This window comes from Neobacillus sp. plas4 (assembly GCF_057221695.1).
On record NZ_CM170152.1, the window covers coordinates 1,387,363 to 1,407,667 of the forward strand.

Here is a 20,305-nt window from a genome sequence, read left to right on the forward strand (position 1 = left end):
GGAGGCAAACTAATATGAAAGTCATTGTGACCAGTATATTTGTAGAAGACCAAGACAAGGCACTGAAGTTTTATTCTGAAACCCTGGGCTTTATAAAAAAGCATGACGTTCCAGTAGGAGAATATAGGTGGATAGCGCTTGTTTCTCCCGAGGATCAAGAAGGTACGGAGATTTTGCTCGAACCGAATAATCATCCCGCTGCCAAAGAGTATCAGAAGAGGCTATTTGCAGATGGCATCCCAGCAACTATGTTTGGGGTTGAAGATATACATAAAGAGTACGAACGATTAAAGAATCTTGGGGTGAAATTTAAGATGGAGCCGACAGATGCGGGACAAGTCACAATCGCTGTCTTCGACGATACCTGTGGCAACTATATACAGATCGCACAAAAGAATAAATAGAAGGAACCTTGGGAAGGGAGATTTAAATACCGTTAATAGTAGGAGAGATCATTCCGTTTAAACGGACTTTTACAGAAAGAGAAGTTGAATTATTTACGGAGATTTCATAATCTAAATGCCTAGTCCAATTAGGACTAGGCTATTTTTTATGAATTCCTATAGTTGCAAATAGGAAAAATTATGAAAACTATTTCTGTTTATATATTTACAGATGACATTTCATGATGTATTGTTATGTCATACGATATATCGTTATACATAATATCGCGTTACATACTATCTCTAAAAACGAAAGAAGTGAGGTAACAATGGCATATAATGGGGGACCGATGACCGAAGCAATGTATTATGTACTACTAGCTTTAATGCGTCCTAACCATGGGTATCAGCTAATGCACGCAATTACAGAGGTATCAAATGGCAGATTAAAAATGGGGCCGGGGACACTTTACGGGGTACTCTCACGGATGCAAAAAGACGGTCTTATATCACTAGCAGAAGATGATGGCAGAAGAAAAACCTACCGAATAACACCAGAAGGGGAACAAGCTCTTCATTTAGAGTATGGTCGATTGAAAGCCTTGATAAAAGATAGCAGCATTTTAGAGGAAGGTGATGAGGATGAATAAAACAGTCCATAAACTTCGGCCGAGTGATTATTGGCGGATTGGTAAGCATGAAAGCTGGTTTACAGACATGGCGGCTAATGGGCTGCATCTAAAAAAGATGGGGATACATTTTGCCAAGTTTACTAAGGGTACTCCGGAAAAAATGAGGTACAGAATAGAGGTATCTCCAAAGAAGAGGATTACACCAGAACAAACCCAGATGTATGCGGAAAGTGGCTGGGATTACATAACAAGCTATAGTTTTTTTCATGTATTTTCATCACCGGAAGAGCTCGATGCACCGGAGCTTCATACAGACCCCGCCGAACAGTCTTATACATTAAAGGAACTGGATAAGAAATTAGCTTCCAATGCTTTCATCGTAGTCATAGCAATGATATTAATAATCGGTATGTTATCTGCAATTTGGTTTCTTGATGGGGCACCCACATTCGTTATGGTGAAGGGCGTTGCTATTCAACAAACCATATTGGCTCTCTTCTTGGGATACTCTGCCTTTACTTCGCTGCAAGCATCTATTTCAATTCGTGCTTTGCGAAGAAATCTTATTGAGGGTAAACCGATTGATCATCATGCACCTTGGAAGAGGCACTACCGATTACATTCGACCATCGCATTTCTTTTTACAGCAGGGGTGGGATTGAGTGCGATCATTCCATTCGTTCAGCTTGTAAAAATGGAAACCAAAACCTTGCCTGCAGCAAGTCTTGACTTACCGATTGTTAGATTAACATATATAGAAAAGAATCCGGCAATGGTCCGAGTGGAACCTTCCTATGTAAGTGACAATGTGGATTGGGGCAACCGGTATACATATGAGTGGAGTCCATTAGCCCCTGTGCAATATGAAACAGATGAAGAGGGTGTAGTTCCAGGAAAGATGTGGAAGGACGGCAGCGGTGAATATTCACCGTCCATTCATACACAGTTTTATCAGCTGAGTATTCCTTCGATGTCGGATAATCTGATTTATGATTTAATAGAAAGATATCGATATGAAGATAGTAGAGAAGATTTTGTTGAAACAGAACATCCTGAATTGGAACTCTTGATTGTTCGTGAGGAAGAAGAGAGGAAAGAGGTATTTGCATCTAAAGGAAAAGCTGTGATGTATGTACGCTATTTTGGCTATGCAGATATAAATTCAATAATTGAAAATATCGTGGAGAAGTTGGATTAATCGATCGTAAAACTTTCTATTAAAATAACGGTTGGGATAATAAAGATAAAAAGGGGCGATTGCCCCTAGTTAATTTTATATCATTTAATCAATTTCATAATGATAAAGCCGACAGCTAATCCTGGAATGACAAATAACATCGGAAGCCAAACAGGTCCAAAAAGTATCCCAAATATCCGTAAATTCGAGGAAAAAATGCATCCAACAGTTACAAAGTATGCTGAAAATACAAACGGAAGGAAAGAATTCTTTTCTTTTCCACCCCCTGCATCTTTAAACGCATCCCACATTGCAAAGAAATACAAACAAGGATAAAACATTAACCATTGATAATCAGTATGTGCAATGGCTTTTTCAATCTCCCCATGAAAACTTAAAATAATCACTTCGTTAAAATTGGATTGCACATTGATTAGAAATTCTAAAAATATAAAAACAGTACCTTTAAAAAGTTTTCCATTTAAATATTGTCCAAACCCTGGCAGGGCAATACTCCACATTAATTTTTCTTTTGCATTTTTCACATTAATCCTACGATCCCTTATCAATTTTATTTTTTAGGTAAGTAATCAATAAGCATTTCAGCCCTATTAACACAGACTATATGCAGGGTAATTTCGAGATTGTGGGAATTTTCCACTAAGGTACCTCTTGCTAATTCAACTATAAATTAGTTTCCCTTTATTTTAGAAAAAATATTTAATGCTGATAAAGTACTTTTTAAAGAGGAGAGATTTATCATTTGGCAGAAAGTGTTTAACACTAAAGGAAAAATAATAGTTGGTATTTATACTGGTACAGCAGCATAACAATAAACAGAATGTTCAAATGGGATATTTATGTTAATAACTTTTTTCGACAAAAAAACACAAAATCCTCTTGACCATTGAGAAAAAACTTAGTATTATAATAAACGTGTTTAAGTTATTTGTTTTTTGTTCATAATTATTATTGTGCGGGTGTAGTTTAATGGTAAAACCTCAGCCTTCCAAGCTGATGACGTGAGTTCGATTCTCATCACCCGCTCCATACATATTACCAAACGCAGTGTATCGTTACTTGAGAACGATGCATTGCGTTTTTTTATATTTTGGCTGCTAATAAAGGAGGCTCTAATCGCTTCCTATTATATAGAAGCTTGCGTCACCGCCATGTATTTGGTTAAACATCTTCATCAATGACTCTGTCAGCTTTTCGGCACTAATCAACGCTGTTTTCGGTTGTAAATAAATAATCTGCAGTGCATTTTTGGTTGCTTCTGTAACTGGCGCTCTATTGGAATCGACAAACGGGCTTCCAAATGGTCCAAGCTGATCCGAGGAGACAATCAAGTTTTCTAATGAATTCATCCGGCCATTTAGGCCAAGATATTCTTCTCCTGCCTTCGCGATTTTGATTGTGATAGGTCCTTCTAATCGATCGGTGTCATAAATTCCAATCGGAACTTGGTATTGGAGGGAGAAAAAGTTATTAATGTCGATGGCACTTTGAACACTGGTTAGATAATTCTGTTTCTGGACTCTGCGGTATAGAGCCTCTGCTGAATGCCGGTAACGGTTAGGGTCCTTGCCAAATGTTTTGAAAATACCACGCCATTCATGAATTCCAGGAAGCTCAGATAAATTTTTATTTTCTAAATCAAAGAATATTGATTCCTGAAAAAGCTGCAGTCTTCCTTTTACCATTTGTGGGGAATCGCCTACAGTGATATTTTTATATTCAATGATTCCTAACTTAAAATGAGGAATCTTGCTAATGATTTCTGACGAAAGCTGAATTTCCAATGATTCCACCTCCAAAATTTAATAAAAATAGTTTATCATAATTAGATGTGTACCGAAAATTAACGGCTTACTGATTTGATTTTTACTATATTTTGATAAAAGGTTGGATGAAGGACAAACCGGGAGAGTTTCCAGTAAGATATGTCCTTCATAAGGCGGATGAAGGACAAATCGGGAGAGTTTCCAGTAAGATATGTCCTTCATAAGGTAGATGAAGGACAAACCGGGAGAGTTTCCAGTAAGATATGTCCTTCATAAGGCGGATGAAGGACAAATCGGGAGAGTTTCCAGTAAGATATGTCCTTCATAAGGTAGATGAAGGACAAATCGGAAGAGATTCCAGTAAGATATGTCCTTCATAAGTTGGATGAAGGACAAATCGGGAGAGTTTCCAGTAAGATATGTCCTTCATAAGGTAGATGAAGGACAAATCGGAAGAGATTCCAGTAAGATATGTCCTTCATAAGGTGGATGAAGGACAAAACAGAAGAGTTTCCAGTATGATATGTCCTTCATAAGGATTTTTTTAGATAAATCAACTTAGCCGAGAAGAAGGGAGGTTTCCAAATGAATGTTGATCAATTGAAAGAGGAAGTCATTGCTTATAGCAAAACAATAGGCATTGATAAGATTGGTTTTACCACGGCAGACCCTTTTACTGAGTTGAAAAATAGACTGATTCGCCAGAATGAGCTTGGGTATCAATCAGGTTTTGAAGAACCTGATATTGAAAAACGGGTGACACCTGCATTACTTCTTCCGGAACCGCGGTCAATTATCTCTATCGCTCTGGCCTATCCAGCGAAAATGAAGGTTCGTGTTGAAGGGAAAAAGGGCGAGCGGAGAGGCTTTTTTTCCCGTGCTTCCTGGGGATTGGATTATCATCATATATTACGTGATCGCCTTAAAAAACTGGAAGAATTTATCCTCACAAAAGTACCAGATGCTCGTCTAAAATCAATGGTCGATACCGGTGAGCTTTCTGACCGTAGTGTTGCCGTGAGGGCCGGAATTGGATGGAGCGGTAAAAACTGTGCCGTTATGACGCCGGAATATGGCTCCTACGTCTATCTAGGCGAAATGATTACGAGTATTCCTTTTGCTCCTGATTCTCCAATGGAGGATCAATGTGGTTCCTGTACAGCCTGTCTCGAAGCTTGTCCTACTGGAGCGTTGGTTCAAGGGGGACAAATTAATGCTCAGCGCTGTATCGCCTATTTGACACAGACAAAAACTGTGATTCCTGAGGAATACAGAGATAAAATCGGCAACCGGGTGTATGGGTGTGATTCCTGCCAAACGTCCTGCCCAGTCAATAAAGGGAAGGATTTTCACTTCCATGAGGAAATGGAGGCTGACCCTGAGATCGCGAAGCCATTACTTAGACCCTTGTTAAAAATGAGTAATCGTGAATTCAAGAATAAATTTGGCTCGGTAGCAGGATCGTGGCGAGGCAAAAAGCCGATTCAACGGAATGCTATCATCGCTCTTGCCCATTTCAGGGATGAAACCGCAGTTCCCGATTTACAAGGTGTTTTAGAAAATGAAACCAGCGCTGTTCTAAAGGAAACCGCTGCCTGGGCTCTAGGTAAAATTGGCAGTCCGGAAGCAGTAGAAGTACTAGAAAAAGCGGCAGCAAAAGAAATGGACTTAGAAGTAAAGAATATGATTGAAAAAAGCCTACTAAAGCGAAAGAACTAAATGAGCAATGGACATTCTGTCCTTGCTCATTTTTTTTGATTAATTTTCCCTTCTGCACATATGTATGAAACAGAAGGGGGAGATGAAGATGGATCAATCACTCCAAAAATTGTTTGAAGCGCGTATCGAACAATTTGTTTCAAAGAGTAAAAGACAATCTGGAAATTATGAAAAGGCAGAACGAAAGCTGGAGTCTTTTGCGAAGCGTTCTGCAGATATTGTAAAGGTAAAGGCACGGGGGGATATCCTCAATCAATCTTTCGATGGGGATTATCAAACTACTATCTATCGGGTTCATTACCAATACCTGATAAAACAAAGAGGGACTCTCTATCAAGAAGAAGAAGTCGAAGTACGAATGTGCACGTTTTTTAACAATGATCTGATTATGGATGAAGAAGTAAATCCTTATGAAAATCAGCCTGAGTTAGAAATCGAAGTAGTTGGTGAACAGGAGGAACGGATTAGCTATCAATATAACCGCATAAAGGCGGTTCAATATGCGGAACGCTGGTGGAACAGTTACAATCCTGCTTATAAGTCGTTTGAAAACAACTGTACGAATTATATCTCGCAATGTCTTCACGCAGGCGGAGCACCGATGAGAGGATATCCAAACCGGGGAACAGGCTGGTGGCTTCGAAATAATAATTGGAGCTATAGCTGGACTGTGGCCCATTCGTTACGCTTGTATTTGGCTAATTCTAAGAGTGGCTTAAGGGCAAGGGAAATGAGCAACCCGGATCAATTGTTATTGGGAGATGTCATTTGCTATGACTTCGAAGGGGATGGCAGGTTTAATCATAATACGATTGTTACAGGTAAGGATGCCTATGGAATGCCGCTTGTAAATGCAAATACGTACAATAGCCGTATGAGGTATTGGGCATATGAAGATTCATCCGCATATACACCTAACATGAAATATAAGTTTTTCACAATTGTGGATGGGTAGGAAAATTTGTTTGACTGGTGGTTAATGGTATAATGTTTAGAGAGTTTTTTTATGAGGTGAGTGACTTGGCAATACATGTTGTACTATATCAGCCGCAAATCCCTTCAAATACAGGAAACATCGCGAGAACCTGTGCTGGAACCGATACATCCTTACATTTGATTCGCCCATTAGGATTTTCTACGGATGATAAAATGTTAAAGAGAGCAGGATTGGATTATTGGGAGTTTGTAAACATTGTTTACTATGATTCTCTAGATGATTTTTATCAGAAGAATGAAGGCGGAGAGTTTTTCTATATCACGAAATTTGGTGAGAAGGCATATAGTTCCTTTGACTATAGCAGCCCAGATAAAGATTACTTTTTCATTTTTGGCCGTGAAACGACGGGGCTTCCAAAAGAAGTAATTGAAAAGAATAAGGATGTCAGCTTGAGAATTCCAATGAACGAAAATATTCGTTCCTTGAATTTATCCAATACCGCTGCGATTCTAATCTATGAAGCGTTGCGCCAGCAAGACTATCGTCATCTAAAATAAGACGTAAGGGGCCAAGCGAAGGGGCCTCTTTTTCGTAATGTGAAAGGAAGTATTTTAATGAATGAGACTATTACCACTATGTTAAACCACCGTTCCATCCGACATTTTAAGGACAAACCATTAAGTGATGAACAAATTAAAATGATTGTTGCTTCTGCACAAGCCGCGTCCACATCCAGCTTTATACAAGCCTATTCCATAATAGGTATTAAAGATATGGAAAAGAAGCGAAAGCTTGCTGAGATTGCAGGTAATCAAGAATATGTTGCCCAAAATGGTCATCTCTTTGTTTTCTGCGCCGATCTAAGCCGCCATGAATTGATTGGAGAATTAGAAGGGAAGGATGTACTGCCTTCAATTGAAAGTACAGAGAAATTTATGGTTGCCCTCATTGATGCCTCGTTAGCTGCACAAAATGCTGCAATTGCTGCCGAATCCATGGGGCTGGGTATTTGTTACATAGGTGGAATTCGAAATAAGCTCGATGAAGTGAAGGAATTATTAAAGACACCTGAAAGAGTAATACCGCTGTTTGGAATGACGGTTGGCTATCCAGATAAAATCAATGACCAAAAGCCGAGACTTCCCTTTGAACATATCTATCATGAAGAAGAATATGAGCAGGATAAGGACACTTATGTACGTCAGCTTCAAGAATACGACCAATTAATTTCCAGCTATTATGATGAAAGGACAGGCGGGAAACGGAAAGATCGCTGGTCCGAGCAGATGGCGAACATGCTAGAAAAACAAACCCGTATGTATATGAAGGAATTTGTTCAGAAAAATAAGATGAATCTGAGATAAGGTGTGCAGTTCCTGCGTAAAAGCGTACAGGTTTTATATATAACCGTACAGTTTCTACAAAAAACCATACAGTTTCAACAAAAAAATACCGTTCCTACAAAATAAAGGCTGCCTCGAAGGCAGCCTATTTATGCAGAAAATTATTTATTTGAACCTGGCTTATCATTATAACCTGCTGTAAAAATAGCTGATAGAAACGCCACCATAACTAAAATAATTATAAATGTTCCCATGCTTATGTAAAGCCTCCTTAATTTTAAGATATTTCTCTATTTAGTCACATATACATTTATTATAGCCTATCTTAAAAAAATGAAAAGAGCAATATTCCAATCTTTTTGTAAAACAAAAAAGATAGGCAGGAATCATTCATCGGTACGCATGTTCAAGTTATTTGGTGCATAGAGTATATTAATCGTCTCTGAAAACGCCACAGGGGGAGGGCCTTATGGATATTCTAAAAAAAATTGAGATGTTTCGAGAAGAGGAAGAAAAGCTCCGTTGGGAAGGTTCATTTGCTGATTATCTACAGTTGTTAAGAGAGAAGCCATGGGTAGCACAATCTGCACATTCACGCGTATATAATATGATCAAGGACTCTGGTATTGAGGACGTAAAAGGAACAAAGAATTATAATTTCTTTAGTAATCAATTATTTGGTCTTGAGGAGTCACTGGAAAGACTGGTTGAGGAGTACTTCCATCCTGCAGCAAAACGACTGGACGTAAGAAAAAGGATTTTACTATTAATGGGTCCGGTAAGCGGAGGGAAATCTACTCTTGTTACTATGCTTAAGCGGGGGTTAGAGGCATATTCTCATACGGATAGAGGCTCTGTATTTGCCATTAAAGGGTGCCCAATGCACGAGGATCCACTTCATTTAATCCCGCATCATCTGCGCGCCGATTTTTATGAAGAATATGGAATTCGAATTGAAGGAAATCTTTCACCATTGAATATGATGCGCTTGGAGAAGGAATACGGTGGAAGAATTGAAGATGTATTAGTAGAAAGAATCTTCTTCTCAGAAGATAAGCGAACTGGAATCGGAACCTTTAGCCCATCCGATCCAAAGTCACAAGATATCGCCGACTTAACAGGAAGTATTGACTTTTCAACGATTGCTGAATTTGGTTCCGAATCAGATCCACGCGCCTACCGGTTTGATGGGGAACTTAATAAAGCAAACCGTGGGATGATGGAATTCCAAGAAATGTTAAAGTGTGATGAAAAATTCTTATGGCACCTGCTGTCATTAACGCAAGAAGGTAACTTTAAAGCAGGAAGGTTTGCCTTAATTTCAGCAGATGAGTTGATTGTAGCTCATACGAACGAAACGGAATATCGTTCCTTTATTTCAAATAAGAAGAATGAGGCATTACATTCTAGGATTATCGTGATGCCAATTCCTTATAATTTAAAAGTTTCTCAGGAAGAGAGAATCTATGAAAAGATGATCCGTGAAAGTGATGTTTCGGATGTGCATATTGCACCGCATACATTACGCGTTGCGGCAATGTTTACCATTCTAACTCGTCTAAAAGAGCCGAAAAAAGGCGATATTGATTTAGTAAAGAAAATGCGCCTATACGATGGTGAAAACGTAGAAGGTTTTAACGCCGTAGATGTAAGTGAACTTAAGAAAGAGTATCCAGATGAAGGTATGAGCGGAATTGATCCGCGTTATGTTATCAACCGAATTTCATCTACGATTATCCGGAAAGAAGTACCGTCCATTAATGCTTTAGATGTATTAAGGTCATTAAAAGACGGGCTGGATCAACATCCATCAATCACGGCTGAACTCCGTGAGCGTTATATGAATTACATTTCGGTTGCCCGAAAAGAGTATGACAATATCGCTAAGAATGAAGTTCAAAAAGCCTTTGTTTATTCCTATGAAGAGTCTGCTAAAACGTTAATGGACAATTATCTTGATAATGTTGAAGCATACTGCAACAAAGCAAAGCTTCGTGATCCTTTAACTGGTGAGGAAATCAATCCAGATGAAAAATTAATGCGTTCGATAGAAGAACAAATTGGTATTTCTGAGAATGCGAAAAAAGCGTTTAGGGAAGAAATCTTGATTCGTATCTCAGCCTTTGCAAGAAAAGGGAAGCGATTTGATTACAACTCACATGATCGTCTTCGTGAAGCAATTCAAAAGAAATTATTTGCTGACCTTAAAGACGTAGTGAAGATTACTACTTCTTCAAAAACACCTGATGAGCAGCAGTTAAAGAAGATTAATGATGTGGTTGCCAGACTTATTGACGAACATGGCTATAACTCAACATCCGCGAATGAACTATTAAGGTATGTAGGCAGCTTGTTAAACCGGTAAAAATAGTAGGGACTGGCGGAAGGATCTGCCAGTCTGTTTTTTTCAATAATTGGTTTAACTTATATAAATTATCACAAATGCTCGTCCATTTTTGTTTGCATGAGCCTAATTGTCATAATAATTTGTAAATAATTTGCGGTTTCTGCATAGGATAAAGTAATCAATATAATATGCATTTTTGCACTCGGGTTATTTTATGACATTTGAAAGAAAATGTGACTCAAGCAAACAAAAAATTCATAAGGAGGGGTTTACATTGTCTGACAATAACCATCAATTTGTGATTTCTAGAGAAGATTGGTCCCTCCACCGCAAAGGCCACGATGACCAGCAAAGGCATCAAGAAAAAGTTCAGGAGGCTATTCGAAACAATCTTCCTGACCTCATTACAGAGGAAAGCATTATTATGTCTAATGGACGCGATGTGGTGAAAATTCCAATACGCTCCTTGGACGAATATAAAATCCGCTATAATTATGATAAAAACAAACACGTGGGCCAAGGTGACGGTGAGAGTCAAGTAGGTGACGTTATTGCTCGTGATGGTTCCAATGCGCAAAAAGGTCCAGGAAAAGGGCAAGGTGCTGGGGATCAAGCCGGTGAGGATTACTTTGAAGCTGAAGTTTCATTAATGGAATTAGAAGAAGCTTTGTTTAAACAACTAGAACTGCCAAATCTGAAGAGAAAAGAAGAACAGGAGCATTTGGTTGAAAATATCGAGTTCAATGATATCCGTAAAACAGGCCTAATGGGTAATATTGATAAGAAGCGTACCATGATGTCGGCATTCAAGAGAAATGCTATGACGGGGAAACCTGCATTCCATCCGATTTACAAGGAAGATTTAAAATTTAAGACGTGGAATGAAGTGATTAAACCAGACTCCAAGGCGGTCGTTATTGCCATGATGGATACAAGTGGATCCATGGGAATATGGGAGAAGTATATGGCGAGAAGTTTCTTCTTCTGGATGACTCGTTTCTTGCGGACCAAATATGAAACTGTAGAAATTGAATTCATTGCCCATCATACAGAAGCTAAGGTTGTTCCTGAAGAGGATTTCTTCTCAAAGGGTGAAAGCGGTGGAACAATCTGTTCGTCTGCATACCGAAAGGCTTTAGAAATTATCGATGCTAAGTACAACCCGCGAAAATTCAACATTTATCCATTCCACTTTTCTGATGGTGATAATCTAACATCTGATAATGCTCGTTGCGTAAAGCTTGTTGAAGAACTAATGAAAGTTTCAAACATGTTTGGTTACGGAGAGGTTAATCAGTATAACCGTCATTCGACATTAATGTCTGCCTACAAGAATATCAAAGATGAGCAGTTCCGCTACTATATTCTCAAGCAAAAAGCGGATGTATTCCATGCGATGAAAAGCTTTTTCCAAAAAGAAGAAAATAAGATGTATGCTTAACGAAAATCGACAGGTACAATGCCTGTCGATTTTATCTTTTTTACTGTTCATTTTTATGAATAGATGTGATGGTTGGAAATTTTACGCGAAAGGTAGTACCTGCCCCCAATTCACTTTCCACTTTGATAAAACCATTCATAGCTCGTACAATACTATAAACCACCATCATGCCAAGCCCAGTCCCATTTTTGCCTTTTGTTGAATAATAGGGTTCGCCAAGTCGTTCAAGCTGTTCGGAAGTCATCCCCATTCCAGTATCTCTGACACATATGGTTACATAATCCTTGCTGAAAAAAGTATCAATATAAAGATGACCGCCAGTTGGCATTGCCTCTAAAGCGTTCTTTAAAATATTTATAAAACATTGCCGAAATCTTTGGCGATCACCCTTAATAAATCCAATGACCGAAAAATCGGTGATAATTTCTACAGAATTTTGATTCGCCATCGGTGTTAAGATGTTAATGATTTGCTTTAGTTCATTTTTGACATTTAGTTCTTCAATTGAAACCAAGGAAGGTTTGGCAAATGTTAAATAATCTTGAATGACTCTTTCAGCAGAATTTAGTTCGTCTTTTACAATCGAGAGATATTCTCTTCTTTTATGTCTAGGAAGGTAGTCATCATTGAGTAACTGAACAAACCCATTTGCTGCAGTCAGTGGATTTCGAATCTCATGGGAAATGGCTGCACCCATTTGTTCTACAGCTTTTAATTTTTCCACTTTGATTAATTGAAGTTTAAGTTCCACACTTTTTTTGATATATTCTATCGAATATGCGATAAGCCCAATACCTAAAGGGGGAATCGTTAAATATGCTAACCATACATCATACCAGTTACTTCCGGTTTGATTGATAAATTCCATACCCCCGACAGTAAGGATTCCCAGGATGATTCCTAAAAAAATTGATATGGTAATTCGACGGTCTGAGGGTTGTTTCCAGAACCAGGGTGAAAGCCGGAAAAAAGCGATGGAGAGTGGAATATAAAGAATGATTGTCTCAATTAGACCTGCATCAAAACCGTAAAAGATTCTAATAATAAACATAGCAGCAATAAGAATGAGACCAATTCCAAAATATAAACCGCCTATGACAATGGGAATAATACGCAAATCATACCTTGCATATGGAACAGGACTATAGGCGAAATGAATACAAATCCATAACATTAAGATGGATATAAAGATAATAACAGTTTTTGATAATGATATATTGCTGCTTCGGTCAAGCCAAATTAAGAGAAAGAGGAGCAATATTATTAAAATGGAAAGATTCAAGAAAAGGTGTTTCGTTATTTCCATCTATTTCACCGTCCAATAGTCCTTTAGGAAAATTTTACAATCTTCTTCGACTTAATACAACTAAATTTACTAATTATTTAGAATAAATCCGTGAAAACAGATGGAAAATGTAGAAGATTGACATAAAAAAGGGTATGTATGCAACATCCCTTCAGTATTTTTATGAAATAGAAATGGTATTTCTCCCATTGGTTTTGGAAGTATATAAGGCCGTGTCTGCCAAATGAATTAATTGATTGGGTGTATTTACAGGAGACGGAGTTAGTGTGGCCATTCCTATACTAAGTGTTACAATTTTGGATATTTCCGAACTAATATGGGCGATTTTAAGTGATTCAACTTCCTCTTGAACCAGTTCGGCCAATTGCATTCCTTTTTTCTGTTCAGTGGAAGACAGAATCATCGCAAATTCCTCTCCGCCATATCGACAAAAGGTGATGTTTGGTTTGTCGATTACCAATTTATTTATGGCTTCAGCAATTCTTTGTAAACAATGGTCGCCTTCTAAATGACCATAAGTATCGTTGAACTTTTTAAAATAATCAATATCAAACATAATTAGTGTAATTGGTGTATTTCTTGGGGCTCCCATTGACCATTCCTTTGTTAAAGTTTCATCAAAATGTCTTCTATTACCAATGCCTGTAAGACCATCCATATATGAAAGGCGATTTAGCTTTTCATTTGCTCTATTGAGTTTTTGTTTACTTTCCTTTAATTTTATTAAGCTCAAATGTAATTCTCGTTCCGCAGCATTTGAATTGGCAATATACGCGGATAAGTGATAGGCCAAAAATCCACCAATGAATGAAATAAGATAGTGGGTAATGAGTACATATGTCAAGGTTGTTCGATCTTCAATAGATGTAACAAAAACAATTGAAATGAAAAATAAACCTATTAAGTTCATATAAAAGGCTTTCACTGCAGGATGGTAATCTAATTTCGAAAACATGCTACACGCAATCCCTGTTAAAAGTGCTCCGATAGCTGCAAGTAAAGCTGTTTCATTATAGCCAAAAAAGAATAATCTCCCTAAAGCAATGATCCCAGAGGCAATAATAGCGGGAATATATCCACCAAAGGCAGCAGCAATTACTATAGCCAAGTGGCGTAAATCTGCTATGGTCGTTGTATTAATTTGAAAGCTATATTGCATTAAGATATTTCCAAGAATCCCGTAACAAATCCCCCAATAAATTTTTGTTAGAGCACGTGAGGAGGAATGTAATGGCTTGTTTTTAAAAAGTTGACCCATCATTGTAAATGTGGCAATTAAAATTGTTGCATTAGATATTAAGTCTTTTATCATTCATAAACTCCTATATTTCTGGAACATTAGTCCACTCTATCATTACATAAACCATCAATTAATTATAGTAGAAAAACATACATCTGTGAATGAGCAGGTGCGAATATTTCCTATCGCTCGAATATTTAGGCGTGTATCCGAAAAACATATAAATGAAAACTTTTTGGGGAGGACCTAATGAAGAAGAGAAAAGCTATAGTCGTAATATTATTTGTTTTTGTTATGGTTTGTTCACCTTTTTTGGTGGATGCACATGTAAAATGGTTTACGGAAGTTACATCGGAAAAAGAGGAAGTCGAAAACATTTTATCGCCGATGTTCATATCTATTACCTTATTGATTGCCGCATTACTTGCTGTCTTAACGCAGCTATTGCCAATACTTGATAATATTCCAATCACCAAAAAAATTGATGGGTTCCTAGATAAATATCGTAAATCTTCTAGATATATTTTAAAATATGGTACTGCCCTTGCGTTCCTTATTCAGGTTTTGTCGGGTACCCTATTTGCACCAGAATTTGCGATTACTAACTCAATCATACGTATATTAATGTGGATAACAATCCTTCTATTACTTATTCCAAATCATTTTGCAACCAAAGCCGGAGCACTGATTATACTGATTTTATTCTTCTATCAGCTGGGGCAATCAGGACTATTTCATATGCTTGATTATGGATTTTACCTGGCCATTGTTGGAGTTTTATTAGTAGGAAGATCAAAACTAGAAGATTGGGGATTTCCATTTCTTTACTTAGGGACAGGTTTGTCGCTATGCTGGGTGGCTGTTGAAAAATGGGTCTATCCGGCTATGAGTATTGATATTATTCACCAGCACGCCGTTCCAACATTTGGGTTTGCGCCAGCAACCTTTGTGGTTCTTGCTGCGTTTATCGAATTTGTTGTAGGCTATTTGCTAATAGTAGGGATTCTGAATCGTCTCTTAGCTTTTGTTTTGACCTTAATCTTTATCACATCGACCATGCTATTTGGTGTAACGGAGATTATTGGTCATCTCATGATTCACATCGTTTTGCTGATTTTTATTATAGAGGGTGTATCCTTTTATGACCCGCCTATTAATATCCATAGTACCAAAATTTCCCGTATGGTATTTGTATTTTTGAATTTTGTCTTTACCCTATCAACATTCCTTCTCATTTACTATCGTTTTGCATAAGAAAAGCTTCCTCTATAAGGAAGCTTTTTTCATGCTATGCTTGAGCGATTGGAGCTTTTATCATTTCCTTTGCTGCTTGAACAGCTGCTTCTTTCGCTTTTTCAATAATTTCTGGAACTTTTTGAGGATAGATGTCTAATGCTTCGGCAATAATCGTGTCCATTACTTCAATTCCTAGGAAGTTAAGTGCAATTCTTAAATAACGGTCTCCACATTCTAACTCACTCATTGGTGTACCAGTGTAGAGACCACCGCGGGTATTGATATGAATTGCCTTTTTACCAGTAAGAAGACCTTTTGGACCATTTGCCGTATGCGCAAAGGTTTTACCTGCAATAAATAGATTATCCAAATATGCTTTTAACACTGCTGGAGAGCTTAAATTCCATATAGGAGAGACGAAAACATAATAGTCATAAGACAGGAATTCCTCAGCTAGTGTATGCATTTTCAGGATTTTCTCTCTTTCTCCATCGGTTAATTGATCTAATGTATATCCATATCCTGCTAATTTTCCTCTTGCAGAAACTAATTCTGCATCCATATGAGCAATATCTAATGTAAAGAGGTCGATATGTTTGATTTCCATTTCCGGATTTTCCTCTTTAACTGTGGTAATAAAGGCTTCACCAATTTTTAACCCTTTTGATTTTCCAAGCCCTTTAGGATTAGCAGTGATATATAATAATTTCTCCACCTAACACACATCCAATCAATTTTTATGAGATCAATCATTACTATTATTATAAGGAAAAAAACTTGAACATTCTTGAACATAAAGTGAAGTTCTTGAACAATCAGTGTCTATTTCCTTGAAGGAAAAAATTTAAAATTTTCATTAAATTGTTAGAAATCTAATAGATAATGATTTAGAAATACAATATGATTAAGTTATTAAAGTAGCAGATATCAGACTAAAGGCGGAATTTATGATGATTCGGCAAAAATCGCATTTTAATGAGGAAAGTGAAATAGAAGAATTACGGAATAGAGTAGAAGAGTTAGAAAATAGAGAGAAACATCTTATAAAGAGCCTGCGCTTAAACGAGTCCCTGCATCTAAAAATTCTTGATGCGTTACCTATTAATATTTTTTTAGAGGATCCGGAAGGTCGAACCATTTTTGTAAATGAACAGGTCTGTAAAGCACATGGTGTAAATGGGGAAGATCTTGTTGGAAAAACAGTATTTGACTTTTTTCCTAAATCTATAGCTGAGAGTTTGCGTGAAATTGATCTAGAGGTATGGAAAAAAGGGACACTTCAAACAAATGAGGTAAGCACAGAATTCAACGGAAAAAAAGGTCATATGCTTACTGGAAAAACAATTATAAATCTTGAGGAATCAAAGAAAGAGTATTTACTTGGTTTTGGTTTGGATATCACAGATTTAAAAAATGCAGAAGAGAAGATTTCACATATGGCCTATCATGATGCCCTAACTGGTTTACCGAATCGCTGGTTTATTAAGTCCTGTCTAAATAAATATAACTCTGCGGCTGATAAAGGTATTCTCTTGCTGGATTTAGACCATTTCAAAATAATTAATGACAGCTTGGGTCATGAAGCAGGAGACCAGTTATTGCAATCTGTTGCAAGGAGGCTAAGAGAAGTAATAAAAGAAGATAACGTCCTAGCCAGATTTGGCGGAGACGAATTTATTATCTTTATGCCCCAAATAACATCCGTAGATGAAGCATTTGAAGTGAGTGAAGAGATCATCAAGACTATGAAAGAACCATTTAGGATTTATGGACAAAAGTTTATCATTTCTCCTAGTATTGGAATTAGCTTGCATCCCATTCATGGTGAAGATATGGAAACCTTAATAATAAATGCGGACCTAGCTATGTATCACTCCAAGGAGAAAGGGAGAAACTGTTATTCATTGTTTACACCAATGATGAAAGAAAAGGCAATTGACCGCATGCATATGTTGTCAAAATAGAAAAGCGGAAGCGCCCGTTCAGCGGCGTATGGACTGGAGTACTTTGACTGAGATAAAGGAAACACGGAGAGCGTTAGCGATCCGATGTTGACTTATCGTAGGGAAAAGGGCGAAGTACACTAGCCGCTGGGCGCTGGAGCTAGACAATAAAAAGAATCGGCTTCACTTTTAAGTGGATTCCGATTCTTTTTTTACCATAAGATTAATAGATAAAAAACAGAACTACAAAATAAACTGCCATGGTTATTAGTCCAACGGGAACACCAAAACGTGCCCATTCTTTACTTGTAATGTTCAGTTTCCCAGCTGCAATAATATTAGGAATGTTACCAGGTATCAGCATACCGCCGCTGATAATTAGACCCATTAAAACAGCACGTATTGTTTCTTGGTCCATGGCTGGACTAATTTCTGCTGCTGCAAGGGTAGCATTATCTAAAATTGCTGAAATCATATTAATCCAGTATAACAACATTGGATGAAGTCCAAGAATATACTCATTTATTAATGGCTCAAATCCGTGTCCCAAGAAGGTTAGACCCATGACAAACAAGTAAATTTTTGCAGATCGAACCAAAATTTCTTTATAGCTTTCTACCTTTTGTTCTGACGCTAAACCATCAGAGCTTTCTTGGGGTTTAACCAAAAAGATTGTCAATAAACCAAACAGGACGACCGCAGGAATAACTTCTGGACCAATTAATTTTAGAAGATAAAAAAAGTCTTCATTTAACTTACTAATGGTGATCGTTGCTAATGGCTCGCCAATAGGGGTGAGGGCAGCGCCAAGCCCAATTGAAAAACAAGCTAAAACGGTAAAGCGAATTTCTGATTTACGGTCAAGTGGAAGGACGTTGATGATAATAACCAGGACAATCGCTGCGATAATCGCAGTAATAATACTGGATGCTAGTCCTAGAATAATGACGGTTAAGCCGAAGAAAATTCTTGGAGTTAATGCTTTGCTTAACCAAAGAATCGACTTTTCGAGTTGAACCTGCCCCCACTTACATACTAATCCAGCAATCAATACTGCAAGTGTAATGTTAATCGGATCAATAAGTGCCTTTTCGATTAAATGAAGGTTCATCATACCGCTAATCGTCGCAGCGGCAATTCCCATAACAAATAAGAAAATCTCCAAATTGTGTTCCACTTTTTTCACGGAAAAAGGTAGAAATAAAACTAAAATTAAAATGATTACTAATCCAATCAAACATACCAAATCCTTTATATTTTATTAAATGAAAAAACTATAAGTCTATTATAAACCTTTTTGGATGAAGTTTAACAGAATATTGAGATATTTATAAGTTATATTTATTAAATTTATAACTAGATTATCTTAAATATTTACACAAAAGACTAAAGATTCTCAATTAATTAAGAAAGGGTTTCCATATAAAATGAGGATAAGTAAATCTGCCTTTATTAAAAATTGGAGGGATTTGTATGAAAAAGTATGTAATCTGCGGCGTTAGCAATCGCGCATTGGAAATGTTTATTAAACCTCTTTTACATGAGTTTTCAAAAGAGAATGAAATTGTAGGATTACTAGATTCAGACACACTTCGATTTACGATTTGCAAGGAAAAGTATCCGCAGTTAGAGGGAGTTCCAATCTTTCTCCCAGAACAGTTTGAAACGATGGTCGATCAAACAAAGCCGGATTATGTTCTTGTAACAGGCAGAGATGATACTCACGTTGATTATATTTTAAGGGCCTTAAAGAAACAGGTGAATGTGATTACTGAAAAGCCAATGGTGACAAACGCAGATGATGCCTATAAGGTAATGCAAGCTGAGGCAGCCAGCAAAGGAAAGGTCCTTGTCACCTTTAATTACCGCTATAGTACCTTTCACAGAAAAATTAAAGAAATGATTCTTGAAGGGAAAGTTGGCAGGATCACTTCCATTGACCTAAATTGGTATATTGATACGTATCATGGGTCAAGTTACTTTAAAAGATGGAATCGGAATCGTAATACATCAGGAGGCTTATCAGTTCATAAGTCTACCCATCATTTTGATCTAATCAATTGGTGGTTAGACCAAAAGCCTGAAGAAGTGTTTGCATACGGAGCTTTAAATTACTTTGGTCATGAGAGTGAGTTGAATCCGCAAAAAGAGTCGGGACGTTTTTGTGGAACTTGTGATGTTCGGAACGATTGCAGTTATTTTAGGCGTTGGAACCCTCGAAGCGGGTCGACTACCGTAAGAGATGACCATCTTTTAGCAGGTGTTTATGAAAAGGATGTGCCTTATACGAATTATCGACCTGATGCTTGTATTTTTGATGAAGACATCTCGATTGAGGATACGTATGTGGCTGCAGTTAAATATGACGGCGGGAGTATGCTAAGTTACTCGATTAATTTTTCGGCTCCTTATGAGGGGTACCGCCTGGCGATCAATGGAACGAAAGGAAGAATTGAAACAACGGAATACCATGAACCTTCTCGAATTCCTTTTGAGTATCCTGAACAAAAGATCGAATATTTTCCTCTTTTTGGTGGAAAAGAAACGATTGAACTTGTCAAAGAGTCTGGCGGACATGGAGGGGGAGATCCTATTCTTCTAGCAGATCTATTCCTTGGTCCGGACCCAGCTAGAAAATATCAAATATTGGCAGGTGCGGATGCGGGTGCCTATTCCATCGCTGTTGGGGAAGCGGTATGGCGATCCGTAGCAGAAAAGAGACCTATTAACATAAAAGAAATTTTATTTCAGTCTGATCTCCTGCCAAATAAGTTTTAGGGAATGGATAGAAAAACATACTATCGTAATTTTAGA

The 20,305-nt window shown here is 37.6% G+C and carries 18 protein-coding genes and 1 tRNA gene; 13 read left to right on the top strand and 6 right to left on the bottom strand.

From position 1 onward, the window contains the following. The first annotated feature begins 14 nt into the window (after positions 1–14). The 3 genes from AC2TFD_RS06930 (at position 15) to AC2TFD_RS06940 (ending at position 2,213) form a co-directional block, all read left to right on the top strand. On the top strand, positions 15–404 hold the full coding sequence (locus tag AC2TFD_RS06930) for a VOC family protein (RefSeq protein ID WP_335517717.1): 390 nt from the start codon (positions 15–17) through the stop codon (positions 402–404). 308 nt (positions 405–712) lie between these two features. Continuing rightward, the gene (locus AC2TFD_RS06935) at positions 713–1,033 is read left to right on the top strand and encodes a PadR family transcriptional regulator (RefSeq protein ID WP_335517714.1); all 321 of its coding nucleotides are present in this window, start codon (positions 713–715) and stop codon (positions 1,031–1,033) included. Next, positions 1,026–2,213: a DUF2812 domain-containing protein gene (locus AC2TFD_RS06940; RefSeq protein ID WP_484675352.1), complete on the top strand. Its 1,188-nt coding sequence runs from the start codon at positions 1,026–1,028 to the stop codon at positions 2,211–2,213. The genes AC2TFD_RS06935 and AC2TFD_RS06940 overlap by 8 nt, the downstream gene beginning before the upstream one ends. Before the next feature lie 80 nt (positions 2,214–2,293). On the opposite strand, the gene AC2TFD_RS06945 is transcribed toward AC2TFD_RS06940, so the two are convergent. Then, the gene (locus AC2TFD_RS06945) at positions 2,294–2,713 is read right to left on the bottom strand and encodes a hypothetical protein (protein WP_484676283.1); all 420 of its coding nucleotides are present in this window, start codon (positions 2,711–2,713) and stop codon (positions 2,294–2,296) included. A gap of 455 nt (positions 2,714–3,168) precedes the next feature. Here AC2TFD_RS06945 and AC2TFD_RS06950 point away from each other — a divergent pair. After that, a tRNA-Gly gene (locus AC2TFD_RS06950) sits at positions 3,169–3,242 on the top strand. Positions 3,243–3,325: 83 nt separating this feature from the next. Here the strand turns inward: AC2TFD_RS06950 and AC2TFD_RS06955 are convergent. Next, positions 3,326–3,997 carry a B3/B4 domain-containing protein gene (locus AC2TFD_RS06955; RefSeq protein WP_484675353.1) on the bottom strand — a complete coding sequence of 224 codons (672 nt, stop codon included), beginning with the start codon at positions 3,995–3,997 and terminating at the stop codon, positions 3,326–3,328. Between the two features lie 567 nt (positions 3,998–4,564). Between AC2TFD_RS06955 and queG the strand changes: the two genes are divergently transcribed. The 6 genes from queG (at position 4,565) to yhbH (ending at position 11,766) form a co-directional block, all read left to right on the top strand. Continuing rightward, positions 4,565–5,698, top strand: coding sequence for a tRNA epoxyqueuosine(34) reductase QueG (queG, locus tag AC2TFD_RS06960; RefSeq protein WP_335509542.1), 1,134 nt, complete (start codon positions 4,565–4,567; stop codon positions 5,696–5,698). A gap of 88 nt (positions 5,699–5,786) precedes the next feature. Beyond that, positions 5,787–6,653, top strand: a complete 867-nt coding sequence (locus tag AC2TFD_RS06965; RefSeq protein WP_335509544.1) for an amidase domain-containing protein — start codon at positions 5,787–5,789, stop codon at positions 6,651–6,653. A 65-nt stretch (positions 6,654–6,718) separates the two neighbouring features. Beyond that, positions 6,719–7,192: a tRNA (uridine(34)/cytosine(34)/5-carboxymethylaminomethyluridine(34)-2'-O)-methyltransferase TrmL gene (trmL, locus tag AC2TFD_RS06970; protein WP_335509637.1), complete on the top strand. Its 474-nt coding sequence runs from the start codon at positions 6,719–6,721 to the stop codon at positions 7,190–7,192. 57 nt (positions 7,193–7,249) lie between these two features. After that, positions 7,250–7,999, top strand: coding sequence for an oxygen-insensitive NADPH nitroreductase (gene nfsA, locus AC2TFD_RS06975; RefSeq protein WP_335509547.1), 750 nt, complete (start codon positions 7,250–7,252; stop codon positions 7,997–7,999). Between the two features lie 448 nt (positions 8,000–8,447). After that, on the top strand, positions 8,448–10,343 hold the full coding sequence (locus tag AC2TFD_RS06980) for a PrkA family serine protein kinase (protein ID WP_335509549.1): 1,896 nt from the start codon (positions 8,448–8,450) through the stop codon (positions 10,341–10,343). 256 nt (positions 10,344–10,599) lie between these two features. Next, positions 10,600–11,766 carry a sporulation protein YhbH gene (yhbH, locus tag AC2TFD_RS06985; RefSeq protein ID WP_335509551.1) on the top strand — a complete coding sequence of 389 codons (1,167 nt, stop codon included), beginning with the start codon at positions 10,600–10,602 and terminating at the stop codon, positions 11,764–11,766. Between the two features lie 40 nt (positions 11,767–11,806). Here the strand turns inward: yhbH and AC2TFD_RS06990 are convergent, their stop codons facing one another. Both AC2TFD_RS06990 and AC2TFD_RS06995 read right to left on the bottom strand, forming a co-directional pair. Further along, positions 11,807–13,072: an ATP-binding protein gene (locus tag AC2TFD_RS06990; protein WP_484675354.1), complete on the bottom strand. Its 1,266-nt coding sequence runs from the start codon at positions 13,070–13,072 to the stop codon at positions 11,807–11,809. Positions 13,073–13,232: 160 nt separating this feature from the next. Beyond that, positions 13,233–14,384 (bottom strand): diguanylate cyclase domain-containing protein, encoded by a 1,152-nt coding sequence (locus tag AC2TFD_RS06995; protein ID WP_484675355.1) that lies wholly within the window; start codon positions 14,382–14,384, stop codon positions 13,233–13,235. 177 nt (positions 14,385–14,561) lie between these two features. On the opposite strand from AC2TFD_RS06995, the gene AC2TFD_RS07000 reads away from it, so the two are divergent. Further along, complete coding sequence (locus AC2TFD_RS07000; RefSeq protein ID WP_484675356.1) at positions 14,562–15,566, top strand: hypothetical protein; 1,005 nt, start codon at positions 14,562–14,564, stop codon at positions 15,564–15,566. Between the two features lie 34 nt (positions 15,567–15,600). On the opposite strand, the gene AC2TFD_RS07005 is transcribed toward AC2TFD_RS07000, so the two are convergent. Further along, positions 15,601–16,263: an FMN-dependent NADH-azoreductase gene (locus tag AC2TFD_RS07005; RefSeq protein WP_484675357.1), complete on the bottom strand. Its 663-nt coding sequence runs from the start codon at positions 16,261–16,263 to the stop codon at positions 15,601–15,603. A gap of 235 nt (positions 16,264–16,498) precedes the next feature. On the opposite strand from AC2TFD_RS07005, the gene AC2TFD_RS07010 reads away from it, so the two are divergent. Next, positions 16,499–17,512 (top strand): PAS domain-containing protein, encoded by a 1,014-nt coding sequence (locus tag AC2TFD_RS07010; protein ID WP_484675358.1) that lies wholly within the window; start codon positions 16,499–16,501, stop codon positions 17,510–17,512. A 202-nt stretch (positions 17,513–17,714) separates the two neighbouring features. On the opposite strand, the gene AC2TFD_RS07015 is transcribed toward AC2TFD_RS07010, so the two are convergent. Next, positions 17,715–18,728 (bottom strand): DUF1646 family protein, encoded by a 1,014-nt coding sequence (locus AC2TFD_RS07015; RefSeq protein ID WP_335509562.1) that lies wholly within the window; start codon positions 18,726–18,728, stop codon positions 17,715–17,717. Positions 18,729–18,964: 236 nt separating this feature from the next. Between AC2TFD_RS07015 and AC2TFD_RS07020 the strand changes: the two genes are divergently transcribed. Beyond that, positions 18,965–20,269 carry a Gfo/Idh/MocA family protein gene (locus AC2TFD_RS07020; RefSeq protein WP_335509564.1) on the top strand — a complete coding sequence of 435 codons (1,305 nt, stop codon included), beginning with the start codon at positions 18,965–18,967 and terminating at the stop codon, positions 20,267–20,269. Positions 20,270–20,305 lie beyond the last annotated feature (36 nt).

What these genes read in the sequence shown, in the direction of transcription:
- AC2TFD_RS06930 (WP_335517717.1), top strand. Translation starts at nt 15, where the DNA reads ATGAAAGTCATTGTGACCAGTATATTTGTAGAAGACCAAGACAAGGCA.
- AC2TFD_RS06935 (WP_335517714.1), top strand. Translation starts at nt 713, where the DNA reads ATGGCATATAATGGGGGACCGATGACCGAAGCAATGTATTATGTACTA.
- AC2TFD_RS06940 (WP_484675352.1), top strand. Translation starts at nt 1,026, where the DNA reads ATGAATAAAACAGTCCATAAACTTCGGCCGAGTGATTATTGGCGGATT.
- AC2TFD_RS06945 (WP_484676283.1), bottom strand. Translation starts at nt 2,713, where the DNA reads ATGTGGAGTATTGCCCTGCCAGGGTTTGGACAATATTTAAATGGAAAA.
- queG (WP_335509542.1), top strand. Translation starts at nt 4,565, where the DNA reads ATGAATGTTGATCAATTGAAAGAGGAAGTCATTGCTTATAGCAAAACA.
- AC2TFD_RS06965 (WP_335509544.1), top strand. Translation starts at nt 5,787, where the DNA reads ATGGATCAATCACTCCAAAAATTGTTTGAAGCGCGTATCGAACAATTT.
- nfsA (WP_335509547.1), top strand. Translation starts at nt 7,250, where the DNA reads ATGAATGAGACTATTACCACTATGTTAAACCACCGTTCCATCCGACAT.
- AC2TFD_RS06980 (WP_335509549.1), top strand. Translation starts at nt 8,448, where the DNA reads ATGGATATTCTAAAAAAAATTGAGATGTTTCGAGAAGAGGAAGAAAAG.
- AC2TFD_RS06990 (WP_484675354.1), bottom strand. Translation starts at nt 13,072, where the DNA reads ATGGAAATAACGAAACACCTTTTCTTGAATCTTTCCATTTTAATAATA.
- AC2TFD_RS06995 (WP_484675355.1), bottom strand. Translation starts at nt 14,384, where the DNA reads ATGATAAAAGACTTAATATCTAATGCAACAATTTTAATTGCCACATTT.
- AC2TFD_RS07000 (WP_484675356.1), top strand. Translation starts at nt 14,562, where the DNA reads ATGAAGAAGAGAAAAGCTATAGTCGTAATATTATTTGTTTTTGTTATG.
- AC2TFD_RS07010 (WP_484675358.1), top strand. Translation starts at nt 16,499, where the DNA reads ATGATTCGGCAAAAATCGCATTTTAATGAGGAAAGTGAAATAGAAGAA.
- AC2TFD_RS07020 (WP_335509564.1), top strand. Translation starts at nt 18,965, where the DNA reads ATGAAAAAGTATGTAATCTGCGGCGTTAGCAATCGCGCATTGGAAATG.